The 11,784-nt window shown below is 69.0% G+C and carries 10 protein-coding genes; 4 read left to right on the top strand and 6 right to left on the bottom strand.

The window, feature by feature from the left end; all coding sequences use genetic code 11:
• Positions 1-150: 150 nt before the first annotated feature.
• A complete protein-coding gene (gene cobF / locus EIZ44_RS43995; RefSeq protein WP_134734568.1) occupies positions 151-912 on the bottom strand; it encodes a precorrin-6A synthase (deacetylating) in 762 nt (253 codons plus the stop codon).
• A 113-nt stretch (positions 913-1,025) separates the two neighbouring features.
• Between cobF and EIZ44_RS44000 the strand changes: the two genes are divergently transcribed.
• Together EIZ44_RS44000 and EIZ44_RS44005 are read left to right on the top strand one after the other, a co-directional pair.
• A complete protein-coding gene (locus EIZ44_RS44000) occupies positions 1,026-1,232 on the top strand; it encodes a heavy-metal-associated domain-containing protein (protein ID WP_043829400.1) in 207 nt (68 codons plus the stop codon).
• Between the two features lie 11 nt (positions 1,233-1,243).
• A complete protein-coding gene (locus EIZ44_RS44005; RefSeq protein ID WP_134734569.1) occupies positions 1,244-3,475 on the top strand; it encodes a heavy metal translocating P-type ATPase in 2,232 nt (743 codons plus the stop codon).
• A 511-nt stretch (positions 3,476-3,986) separates the two neighbouring features.
• Here the strand turns inward: EIZ44_RS44005 and EIZ44_RS44010 are convergent.
• The 3 genes from EIZ44_RS44010 to EIZ44_RS44020 all read right to left on the bottom strand — a co-directional run bounded on the left by EIZ44_RS44010 (position 3,987) and on the right by EIZ44_RS44020 (position 6,314).
• Entirely contained in the window at positions 3,987-4,268 is a 282-nt protein-coding gene (locus EIZ44_RS44010) for a metal-sensitive transcriptional regulator (RefSeq protein ID WP_009081418.1), read from the bottom strand.
• Between the two features lie 386 nt (positions 4,269-4,654).
• Entirely contained in the window at positions 4,655-5,476 is an 822-nt protein-coding gene (locus EIZ44_RS44015; RefSeq protein WP_134734570.1) for a DivIVA domain-containing protein, read from the bottom strand.
• Between the two features lie 118 nt (positions 5,477-5,594).
• The gene (locus EIZ44_RS44020; protein WP_037814149.1) at positions 5,595-6,314 is read right to left on the bottom strand and encodes an MgtC/SapB family protein; all 720 of its coding nucleotides are present in this window, start codon (positions 6,312-6,314) and stop codon (positions 5,595-5,597) included.
• Positions 6,315-6,397: 83 nt separating this feature from the next.
• Here EIZ44_RS44020 and EIZ44_RS44025 point away from each other — a divergent pair, with 83 nt between their 5' ends.
• Positions 6,398-7,018 (top strand): L-threonylcarbamoyladenylate synthase, encoded by a 621-nt coding sequence (locus EIZ44_RS44025; RefSeq protein ID WP_037814148.1) that lies wholly within the window; start codon positions 6,398-6,400, stop codon positions 7,016-7,018.
• Positions 7,019-8,007: 989 nt separating this feature from the next.
• Here EIZ44_RS44025 and EIZ44_RS44030 read toward each other — a convergent pair.
• Entirely contained in the window at positions 8,008-9,555 is a 1,548-nt protein-coding gene (locus EIZ44_RS44030) for an FAD-dependent monooxygenase (RefSeq protein ID WP_134734571.1), read from the bottom strand.
• 95 nt (positions 9,556-9,650) lie between these two features.
• On the opposite strand from EIZ44_RS44030, the gene EIZ44_RS44035 reads away from it, so the two are divergent.
• Positions 9,651-10,790: a TetR/AcrR family transcriptional regulator gene (locus tag EIZ44_RS44035; RefSeq protein WP_134734572.1), complete on the top strand. Its 1,140-nt coding sequence runs from the start codon at positions 9,651-9,653 to the stop codon at positions 10,788-10,790.
• Between the two features lie 184 nt (positions 10,791-10,974).
• On the opposite strand, the gene EIZ44_RS44040 is transcribed toward EIZ44_RS44035, so the two are convergent.
• Complete coding sequence (locus EIZ44_RS44040) at positions 10,975-11,454, bottom strand: nitroreductase family deazaflavin-dependent oxidoreductase (protein WP_134734573.1); 480 nt, start codon at positions 11,452-11,454, stop codon at positions 10,975-10,977.
• Positions 11,455-11,784: the final 330 nt, after the last annotated feature.

Consider the following 11,784-nt stretch of genomic DNA (forward strand, 5'->3'; position numbering starts at 1 on the left):
ACCGAAGGGTTGTGGGAGAGTAGGACACCGCCGAACTTAACTTAAGAAAAAGGGGCGGGGCTCCGGTTGAGAACCTGAAAAGGTTTTCCCGGAGCCCCGCCTCTTTTTTATGCCCAAAAACCGGCGGACCGTGAGAACGGCCCGCCGCCCTCACTCCGGTCGGCGCAGCAAATACGTGTCCATGATCCACCCGTGCTGCTCCCGAGCCGCGGCCCGCGTCTCCCGGATCTTCGCCGCCAGCGCCTCGTCCAACGGCCCGGACAGCAAAATCTCGTCCGGAGTCCCGACGTACGCACCCCAGTAGATCCACAGCCCCTGGTCCGCGTATTGATCGAACGTCGTGTGCGCGTCGAGCAGCACGAAGACGTCGTCGGCGTCACTCGGCCAGCCCTCGGCCAGCCGGCGACCGGTCGTGAGCTGCACGGCACGGCCGATCTGGTTCATCGTCGTGCAATGCCGGGCCACCAGTGCGGAGATGCTGCTGATCCCCGGCACGACCTCGTAGTCGAACGCCACGTTCCCGCGCGCCAGCACGGCCTCGATCAACGCGATGGTGCTGTCGTACAGCGCCGGGTCGCCCCAGACGAGGAACGCGCCGGTCTCGCCGTCGGCCAGTTCGTCGCGGATCAGCCGCTCGTAGACGTCGGTGCGGAGCTGGTGCCAGTCAGCGACCGCGGTGCGGTAGTCGGCAGGCTTCCGGTCGCGATCGGGGTCCTTCGCGCTCACCACGCGATACCCCGGGCGGCTCACGAACCGCTCCAGTATCTCCTGGCGCAGCTGCACCAGGTCGGCCTTCGCGCTGCCCTTGTCGAGCACGAAGAAGACGTCGACGCGATTGAGCCGGTCGACCGCCTGCACCGTGAGGTGTTCCGGGTCGCCGGCGCCGATCCCGATCGCGTAGATCTTCCGCATCCTTGCAGTCTCTCCCGGCGGGTAACCGGGTTCACGACAGGGTCCCCTGGCATGCCGCTACCCCCTAGGGGTATAAAGGAGGAGCAAGCGGAGAGACGATAGGGAGTGTGGCGATGACCGAAACGACTTACACCGTCGAGGGCATGACGTGCGGGCACTGCGTCGGATCGGTGAAAGAGGAGGTAGGCGGCCTGGCCGGCGTGCAGACGGTCGACGTCGACCTCGCCACCGGCGCCGTGAAGGTCACCAGCGTGGAGCCGATCTCGCGCGAGGCCGTCGAGGCCGCCGTCGCTGAGGCCGGCTACCAGGTCGTCGCGTAAAAAGGAGTGACATGAGCACCACGACACCAGCCCCCGTGCAGTCGGTCGAACTCGCCATCGGCGGGATGACCTGCGCGTCGTGCGCTGCTCGGGTCGAACGGAAGCTCAACAAGGTCGACGGCGTCACCGCGAGCGTCAACTACGCGACCGAGAAGGCGCACGTCGAATACCCCTCCACCGTTTCGGTCGACGACCTGGTGGGCGTCGTCGAAGCGACCGGGTACACCGCGCAAGCGCCGCAACCGGAGAAGCCGGAAGAACCCGAACAGGACGAAACGCGGCCGCTGCGCGACCGGCTGCTGTACTCGGCGATCCTCACCGTGCCGGTGATCGTGCTGGCGATGGTCCCCGCGCTGCAGTTCACGAACTGGCAGTGGCTGTCGCTCACGCTCGCCGCGCCGGTCGTGGTCTGGGGTGCCTGGCCGTTCCACCGCGCTGCCTGGACCAACCTCCGGCACGGCGCGGCGACGATGGACACGCTGATCTCGCTCGGCGTCTCGGCCGCCACGCTGTGGTCGCTGTACGCGCTGTTCTTCGGCATGGCGGGCATGCCGGGCTTGCGGCACGGCTTCGAGTTCAGCGTGTCCGGGGGCTCGGGAACCGACAACATCTACCTCGAGGTCGCGGCGGGCGTCACCACGTTCATCCTCGCCGGACGCTACTTCGAGGCAAGGTCCAAGCGGCGCTCCGGTGCCGCGCTGCGGACCCTGCTCGAACTCGGCGCGAAGGACGTGACGGTCCTGCGCGACGGTCGCGAGCAGCGGATCCCGGTCGACCAGCTCCGGGTCGGGGACACGTTCGTGGTGCGGCCCGGCGAGAAGATCGCTACTGACGGTGTGGTTACCGACGGTAGCTCGGCTGTCGACGTCAGCATGATTACCGGGGAATCCGTACCGGTCGAGGTCGCAGTGGGTGACGGCGTGACGGGCGCGACGGTGAACGTCGGCGGCCGGATCGCAGTGCGCGCGACGCGGGTCGGCGCGGACACGCAGCTCGCGCAGATGGCCCGGCTCGTCGAGGAAGCACAGAACGGCAAGGCCGCGGTCCAGCGACTGGCCGACCGCGTCTCGGCGGTATTCGTGCCGATCGTGCTGGTGCTGGCTGTGGGCACGCTGGTCACCTGGCTGCTGACCAGCGGAAACGTGACGGAGGCGTTCACTGCCGCGGTAGCGGTGCTGATCATCGCCTGCCCGTGCGCCCTAGGCCTCGCGACCCCGACCGCCCTGCTGGTCGGCACCGGCCGTGGTGCCCAGCTCGGGATCCTCATCAAGGGCCCGGAGGTGCTCGAATCCACTCGCCGGGTCGACACCGTGGTGCTCGACAAGACCGGAACCGTCACGACCGGGCGAATGAGCCTGGTGGACATCCAAGTCGGCGAGGGTGTCACGGAACGTGAACTGCTGCGCTACGCAGGGGCAGTCGAGCACGCCTCGGAACACCCGATCGCGAAAGCAATCGCAGACGGCGCCCGCGAACGAGTCGGCGACCTTCCGGCGGCGACCGAGTTCCGCAACACCGAAGGCCTAGGTGTCTCCGGCCTCGTGGACGGCACACCCGTCCTCGCCGGCCGCGCAGCCTTCCTGGCCGACTGGAGCGTGAAGGTCGACGACCAGCTGTCCTCGGCGAAGACCGCAGCAGAAGAACGAGGCGCGACGGCAGTCTTCGTCGCATGGGACGGCGTCGCCCGGGGTGTGCTGGTGGTCGCGGACACGATCAAGCCGACGTCCGCCCAAGCCGTCGCCGAACTCCGCGCGCTAGGCCTGAAGCCGGTACTGCTGACCGGCGACAACGCCGGAGCCGCGCGAGCAATCGCCGACGCCGCGGGCATCACCGAGGTGGTCGCCGAGGTAATGCCCGAGGAAAAGGTGGCCGTGGTGAAGCGCCTGCAAGCCGAAGGCCGAGTGGTGGCCATGGTCGGCGACGGCGTCAACGACGCAGCCGCCCTCGCCCAAGCCGACCTCGGCCTGGCGATGGGCACGGGAACGGACGCAGCAATCGAAGCCGGCGACCTGACGTTGGTCCGAGGAGACCTGCGCGCAACAGTAGACGCGATCCGCCTGGCCCGGCGCACGCTGGGCACGATCAAGGGAAACCTGTTCTGGGCGTTCGCCTACAACGTCGCCGCACTGCCGCTGGCAGCGTTCGGCCTGCTCAACCCCATGATCGCAGGCGCGGCGATGGCCTTCTCGTCCGTATTCGTGGTGTCGAACAGCCTGCGCCTGCGGCGGTTCCGGGCTGCGTGATGCGCCTGGACCAGTGAGTGGCTGCGATGGTTCCGGCCGGCTTGACCTGGCCGGGACCATCGCAGCGGCCGTGGCGGTCTCAGTCGGCTTTGATGTGCCTTGAGACCGCCAGCGGCCGTGCCGTTAGGGGCGGCTTGAGGTGTCTTGGACCAGCGAGCAGTTGTGACAGCTCAGGTCGGCGTGGTGCGCCTGGGATCGGCGAGCGGTTGTGCCGGGCCGGCGTGACGTGCGTGGACCGGCCAGCGATTGTGCCGGTTTCGGTCGGTGTGGCGCAGATAGGGATCGGCCAGTTTCTACGACGGTCCGGTTCGGCTTGACTTAACGGCGACGGGCCAGCGGCGGGAGTTTCCGCGGCTGGCCCGTTTTTGCTTTCTGGCGAGGGTCCGTTCGCGCCGACCCCAGCCCATGCTTCTGAGCACCTGGACTTGTTCTCCGCCTGCGGCGGCGAAGCGCTTCTATGCCCTCTCGGCCTGGGAAACACCGGGCCGAGGTCGCGCCGGGGAAAACTACTTCAGGAACGCACCAACCGGGCGATCGCGTCCGAGGCCTCGCGCACCTTCAGGTCCGCTTCCTCCCCGCCCGCAGCCGCCGCTTGGACGACGCAAGTCGCCAGGTGCTCGTCGAGCAGCTCCAGCGAGAAGGACTGCAACGCCTTCGTCGCCGCGGACACCTGCGTCAGGATGTCGATGCAGTACTTGTCCTCCTCGACCATGCGCTGCAGGCCGCGGATCTGCCCTTCGATCCGGCGAAGGCGCTTGAGGTAGGCCTCTCGTTCACTGCCGTAGCCGGTCATCGCACATCGTCCCTTTTTCTCGGCATCCCCGTTGGTTCACCGTCAAGTATACCCACCCGGCGTATCCGGGGCGGGCGTTCAGCCAGTGGCGGCGACCTCAACGACTTCGCTCAGCGCAGAGGTTCGGCATCGGTGTGGCACGGGTTGACGGCATTCTCGGTCCATCATCGCGGGCCACCCGGACGCCGAGACTATTCCGGCCGCTGTCGAGAGGTCGGAGTTTCGCGGTGGTTGCCTGCCGTGCACGCCGCCGCGCGCGGGGCGTTCGGTCAATCGGGACGGCACCGGTGACGTCGGTGAGCGTGCCGGTCCCGGCGTCGGACCAGCTCGACGTCGGCGTTCGTGGGGGTTGACCGCAGAGATGCTGTGCCACTCGAGCCTGGTGTTTAGCCCGTCGGGGCGGCCTCGGCGACTTCAGTGAGTGCGGAGGTACGTCGCTGATTCGGCACGGGGGTGCCGTCCGGGGCGAGGTCGGCGTTCGCGGTCGCCAGTAGTTCGCGGGCTCCGCGCAGGGCGGCTTTCACCCGTTGCTGGACAGCGGCGAGTTCGGCGACCCGCTGTTCGGCGTCGGCGACGATGCGGGTCGCGTGGTCGGTGGCTTGGCGGACGTGTGCGTCGGCTTCGGCGCGGGCGGCGGCGGTGCGGTCGGCGATTTCGCGGAGTGCGTCGGTGCGGCGGTCGGCCAAGGTGCGCGTGAGGTGTTCTTCGAGCCGTTTGCGTTCTTTCGCTGCCGCTTCGTCTGCGGCTTGGCGTTCTTCGACTGCGCGGCGCAGGAGATCTTCGTGTTCTCGCCGCTGTTGCTCGCGATCCGCGGCGACAGCTTCGACGAGCGCGCGTTCCTTTTCGGTGAGGCGGACGGCTTCTGCCTTGGCGTCAGCGATGATCCGCGCGGCGGTGTCCTCGGCGCGGGCGGTGATCTCCGCGGCTTCCTCGCGCGTCAGCTCGACCATCCGGCGCGAGCGTTCCTGCAATGCGTCCGGCTCGATGGGGGTACGGCTGATCCGGTCGACCGTCGCGCGCAGTTCGCGATTGCGCTCGGCGAGTTCGGCCGCCTGGTGTGCCGCGGCGTCGCGTTCCGCGGCGAGGCGCCGGAATTCCGCCTCGACCCACGTGACGAATTCTTCGACCTGGCCGCGCTGATAGCCGCGCCAAGCCGAGTCGAAGGACGGCCGGACGGCCATCAGGTCCTCGCCACCGCCGGGGGCCATGCTCTCACCTCCCATTTGGATGGTTTCTCCTCGGCGCTCGTTTTTCTTGCCGCACCGGGGTTTCCGCACTGCCTCCAGTGTGCCTGAAGTCCGGCGATCCGTGGGAGCCTGGGGCGGGTCAATCTTCGAGCGGGTCTTCGGAGCCTGTCGCAGTGCTTCGCACGCCGGGCAATTCGGCCAGTTCCGCGGTGAGGTCGGCGAGATCGCCGCGCCCCTGCAACAGCAATGTGACGACCGCGATCCGTTGCCCCTCTTCGGAAACTGTCTCGCGATCGACCGCCACCCGGTGGACTGCCCAGCCTCGATCGGTGCAAGCCGCGAGTACGGCCCGCAGCACGCCGTGCCCGTCGTTATAGCTCAACCGAAGGATCGGCGGCTGCCGCCGATGGCGCGCGACGAACCGGGAAAGCGGCGGGAATCCGCGAGTGATCACGACGAGCCCGGCGGTGGTCGCGACAGCAAGCACCGGCAGTCCGGCACCGCACGCGACCCCGACGGCCGCCGCGAGCCAGACGGTCGCCGCGGTCGTGAGGCCGCGCACCGCGTCGCGGCGCACGAAGATCAGCCCGCCGCCGACGAACCCGATGCCGGACACGATCTGCGCGGCGATCCGCGACGGGTCGAGCGCCACGTGCTCGATGCCGAGCAAATCGGCGAAACCGTATTTCGACACCAGCATGAAAACCGCCGACCCGACGCCGACCAGCGTGTGCGTGCGCAGGCCGGCCTGTTTGTTGCCGACCTCGCGCTCGATGCCGATCACCGTGCTCAGCAGCAGGGCGAGCAGCACCGGCGGCAGCAGTTCCCACTGTTCGCCGGTGGACCAGAGAGCATGCACGGACGTACCTCCTCGCCCGTCACAATGCCCGGCCCCCGGAGAGCCCGCGCGCCCGGCCCGGCCGGCACGCCTAAGCTCGGGCAATGGCCCGCTACTTCGACGTGCACCCGCAGAACCCGCAGCGCCGCGCGCTCTCCCAGGTGGTCGACCTGCTGCGCGACGACGGGCTCATCGCCTACCCGACCGACTCGTGCTTCGCGCTCGGCTGCCGCATCGGCAACCAGCAGGGGATGGAGCGGATCCGCACCATCCGCAAGCTCGACCACCGGCACCACTTCACGCTCGTGTGCCAGGACTTCGCCCAGCTCGGCCAGTTCGTCCACATCGACAACGCGGTGTTCCGGGCGATCAAGGCCAGCACTCCCGGCGCGTACACGTTCATCCTCCCGGCGACGAAGGAAGTCCCGCGGCGGCTGCTGCACGCCAAGAAGAAGACCGTCGGCGTGCGGATCCCCGACCACGTGGTGACCCAGGAACTGCTCGGCGAACTGGGCGAGCCGATCCTGTCGAGCACGCTGCTGCTGCCCGATTCCGGCGAGCCCCTCACCCAGGGCTGGGAGATCAAGGAGGAACTCGACCACGTACTGGACGCAGTCATCGACTCCGGCGACTGCGGCGTGGAACCCACCACGGTGATCGACTTCTCCTCCGGAGAGGCGGAGGTCGTGCGGCACGGGGCAGGTGACCCGTCCCGGTTCGAGTGAACGGGGTCGTCATCGGTCTTGTCTCCTCCTGACGGGGTTGTGTTCGATCCTGATGCAGGCGGCGGCTCCGGCCGCTCGGTGCGACTGTTGTTGACGCGGTTTTGCTCGACTCGACGGTTGCTCCTGACAGCTTCTTGACGCGACGGCTCTTGTCTGGGCGGCTACTGACACGGGCTGAATGAACTGACGCCTGTGGTGACGGCAGCTTGGAGCGATTGCACCGCACGTGCAGCGACCGCTCCGCCCGCGCTGCTCGGCTCGGGATGCTCGCGGCGAGGCTGCCAGCGCAGGTCGCGTGTCGGGCGATCGCCGCTCCGGCCTGCTGCGGACACGAGCGCACACGCCAGCGCATGCCGCTCGAAGGGCTGGCCACTCCAAGTCGGTCCGCGCCCGCCACGCGAAGTGCCGACCACATCGGGTCGGTCGGCGCACGCTATGCGAAGTGCCGACCACGCCAGGTCGGTCGGCGCACGCCACGCGACGTGCCGACTGCACCAGGTCGGCGGACGATCGCGCAGGTCGCTAGCGAGCCGCCACCTCACGCAGGCTGCGGAAGGTTCCCGTCGCCCGAGGCACCGAGCACCCTCGGCGGCGACCCTCACAATCTGCTCGCACACCCAGCGTTCACGCACAGCCGCTACCTGCTCCAGCGTCTCCGTTGACCCTGGTCCTGGCTCTCTGGACTTCTCTCGCACGCAGGAGCATGCCGTTGGCGCGGGCCGCAGCGATCCTCGCTGTCATCGGCGGCAGCTGCTGCGGTCTCCTTCAGGCACGAGCCGCGGTAGGTGCGGGCTGGCACGGTGGCGCGGTTCGACCTGGTCAGGAGGAGCAGCGGCGGATCGCATCCCGGTGGGGGTGCCGAAGCGGGCTGGCAGGTACCGGCACCGAGGGTCCGCGCTCTCAGGTGTGTTCGATCAATGCTCCTTTCATACGTCGCAGGTGGGCAGCTTCAGTGCGCGGGCGGGCGAACCCGAGCACCGTCGAAGGGATCACACGATTGCCTCCGCAGGTGTGTTGAGCAGGCGCGACAGGGCGTCCGCGAGCGGGACCTCCGACGAGGAATGCCAGCCGACGATGGCGTCCGGCCGGAGCAGCAGCGCACCGTCTGAAGGCAGTTCCGTCTCGGCCAGCCACGCCTCGTCCGCGACCGGAACGAGGCGGAGGCCCAGCCGGTTCGCTTCGGCCGTCCATCGAGCACTGTCCGGGCCGCAGAGCAACGTCAGGCCAGGAATCGCCAAGTCCACTGTGGACGTCGTGGCGTCGAGCCAGGCGTGCGGCACCCGGGTGCCTGGGCGACCGGCCGGGGCGTAGCGGTCTTCCGGTGCGGGACCGCGTCCGTCCGGGACGAAGGCACCCTGTTCGTATTGCACGCCGAACAGCGCAGCGAGCGGGTCGATGCGCGGCGCGTCCTCGCTGGTGATCGTGGCGAGCATGGTGCCGAGATGGCCGCTGGCCATGCTGGAGAACTCTGCCGTCGCGTACCCGATCGGGTACCGCTCGGTGTGGTAGGTGTCGAGCAGGGCGGGCGTCGCCGTGCCGGCCAGCACTGCGGCGAGCTTCCAGGCCAGGTTGGCTACGTCCGCGATCGCAGTGTTCGCACCCGCAGCGGCCATCGGCGGCATCGCGTGTGCGGCGTCGCCGGCCAGGAAGACTCGGCCGGACGAGAACCGGTCGGCCACGTACATCCCTGATTCCCAATGCATCCGGCTGAGCACTTCCACCTCGAGGTCCGGCACGCCGACGACGGTGCGCAGCAACTCCTGCCAGCCGTCCTCGCCCAGGGAATCCGACCCGGGGAAGTCGGAGGTGGAGAAGAGCCACCGGTCGGTGCCGTTGACCGACACGAACGCGCCGGAGGCGGCCGGGTTTTCGATCCGGCACAGGTTGAACGGTTTGTCCCGGACGAGTTCGGCGAGATCGGCGCGGAAACAGACGTCCAGGTTGTCGGCCAGGTGTCCGTGCCCGCTGCGCGTAATCCCGAGCGCGGTGCGGATCGGACTGCGCGCGCCGTCCGCCGCGATCAGATATTCGGCGCTGACCTGGTACGGCTCGCCGTCGGCCGGGCGCAGGTGGGCAGTGATCCCAGCGTCGTCCTGTTCGAACGACACCAGTTCGGTGCCGAAGCGAACCGACACGCCTCGCTCGACCGCCGCCTGCCTCAGCACCGGTTCCAGCACGTCTTGCGGACACAACACGCTTGGCGCGGGGCTGAGGTCGGGCATTTTCGAGTGCTGGACGAGCCGTTCGCGCAAGGTTTCGGTGACCTCCGGCCAGGTCGCGTCGGCCAGCGTGGTGCCGGAGAGCATTCCGGTGAACGACGCGAGCGGTGCGCTCGCTTGCTCGACCTGGTCCATGAGGCCGAGCCAGCGGAACACCTCGGTGCTGCGCGGGTTGAACCGGCGTGCTTTCGGCTGCGGGGACGTGCCGGCGTGCTTCTCGACCAGCACCGGCGCTACTCCCTCGCGGTGCAGCAGCAGCGCTGCGGTGAGTCCGGCGATCCCTCCGCCGCAGATCAGAACAGGAATTCGTGCAGTCATCTCATAACCCCCAGGGTCGTGTACGTCGTACATCTTGTGTACGTTGTACATGACGATGTACTGTGTACGCAAGCGGGCTGGAGACAGGGAGATGAATGGGAGATCAAGGGCCGACACCGCCGATTTGGCTGTTGCCTGAGCCGCCGGAACGCGGATGGGGCCTCGGACGAGTCGACATCGTCAACGCGGCCGTGCGCCTGGCCGACCACGGCGGCGCGGAGGCGCTCACGATGCGGGCAGTGGCGAAGGAGTTGGGCGCGTCCACGCCGATGTCGCTGTACCGCTACGTGCACAGCAAAGACGGTCTGGTGGACCTGATGCTGGACTTGGCGAACGGCGAGGTGCGCACCCCGGAAGTCCCGGGCGAGGACTGGCGGGGCGAGCTGACGGCCGTCGCGGTCGACACGTGGGCGATGACGAAGCGGCATCCGTGGTACGCGCGGCTCGTGCACCAGCGACCTCCGGCGGGGCCGAACGCGAGCCGGCGGACCGAGTTCGTGCTGGCGACCTTCGACCGGCTGGGCCAGGACCTCGCGTCGGCGCTCGGGTACGCGCGGCTGCTCGACGGGTACGTCACCGGTCAGGCGCTGCAGTGGGCGGAAGAGCGGGCGATGTGGCAGCGCAACGCGTTCGTCGACGTGGTGGACGTGCAGCGGCAGGCGCGGGCTTGGTTCGGCGACGTCCCGTCGGAGGACGGGCCGTATCCGTTGCTCGTGCGGGTGCTGGAGAGCTTCCTGGCCGAGCGGCACGACGCGGCGGGTGAGGCCAGTGCGGACGGTGCGGTTGGTGCGGACGGTGCTGGATCGGACGCGGAACCGGACGCATCGAGCCGGGCGGTTGGTGTCGGTAGTCCGGGTGCCCGGCCGGGTGTGGACGAGGCCGGGGCTGGCCGGGGTGCCGAGGTGGACCGCGAGGTTGCCGGGGCCGGTCGGGCGGTCGAGCCGGGCCGCCGGGGCTCGGGCCAGCAGGGCGTGGGCCAGGACGACACGGGTCGGCAGGACACGGAGCGACAGGCCTCGGGTCGGCCGGGCTCAGGTCCGTCGGACTCAGGCCGGCAGGGCTCGGGTCCGTCGGACTCAGGTCGGCCGGGCTCGGGTCGGCCGGGCTCGGGGCAGGCGGCGGAGGCGCATGCTTCCGCTGACGCGCGGAAGGTCGCCGCGGCGGCGGCCGAGGACGCGCAGTTCGAGCTTGGCCTCGAATGTCTGCTGGACGGCATCGCCGCGCGGCTCCGCTGATCGTCGAGAGCCCGGAGTTGGTGAGTCGGGTCGCTGTCGGGGCCGCTCACGCGCGGAGCGTGCGGCTCACGGCTGCGGATCCAGCCGGGGAGGGTCGGCTGGGCGAGCCTTGGCGAAACGAAACGAAACGAAACGGAGCGGAGCAGGCGGGAGGACCGGCGAATCTGGAACGGAACAAGTCCTGTCAAACGGCTGGGGTTGTGCGTTCCAGGAGGAAGACCCGGATTTCGCGGTGGGCGGCGCGTTCGGCGTAGCGGTCGTAGGCGGGCCAGTAGGAGGCGACTGCGTCCCACATTTCCTGGCGTTCGGCGTCTTTTAGGAGACGGCCTCGGACGGGGACGGTGCGGCCGTGGACGGAGACTGTCGCGTCGGGGTGGGACAGGAGGTTTGCTGTCCAGGCGGGGTGGTGTTCGCCGCCCCAGTTGGAGCCGATTACTACGTATCCGCCGGGGCGTTCGACGTACAGCAGCGGGACCTGGCGTGGTTCGCCGGAGGTGCGGCCGATCGTGGTGAGCAGGAGGGTGCGCAATCCGACTGCCGCGCCTACGCCTACGCGGCCGCCGCTGATGCGGAGGAGCAGGCGGTCGGCGGGCATCATCGCTTGGCCGAACGCGGCGAATGCCTTGCTGCGGCCCAAACCGGCGAAGATCCTGCGCAATTCCATGGGGCGCAGCCTACGGTGCGGCGGGTTGCAGTGGTGCGGGGCTGGGGGTTTGGGTGGTGAGGCGGCGAGTGGTGCTGGGCGGGCTGGTGCGGGGGCTGCAGTTGGGTGGCGAAGCGGCGAGTGGCGCCGGGCGGGCTGGTGCGGGGGCTGCGGTTGGGTGGCGAAGTTGGCAAGAGGCGCTGGGCGGTCCGGTGAGGGGGCGAGGTTCGGGTGGTGAAGTGGCCAGTGGAGCGGCGGAAGTGTGCCGACAGCCGGGTCGTGGGAGGCAGGCAGGGGGACGAGAGTTAGATGTGATGTCCAGGGACGTTGTCCCGGGTTAAGGCGGTGACC

Source organism: Amycolatopsis nivea (assembly GCF_004522235.1).
Taxonomy (GTDB): Bacteria; Actinomycetota; Actinomycetes; order Mycobacteriales; family Pseudonocardiaceae; genus Amycolatopsis; species Amycolatopsis nivea.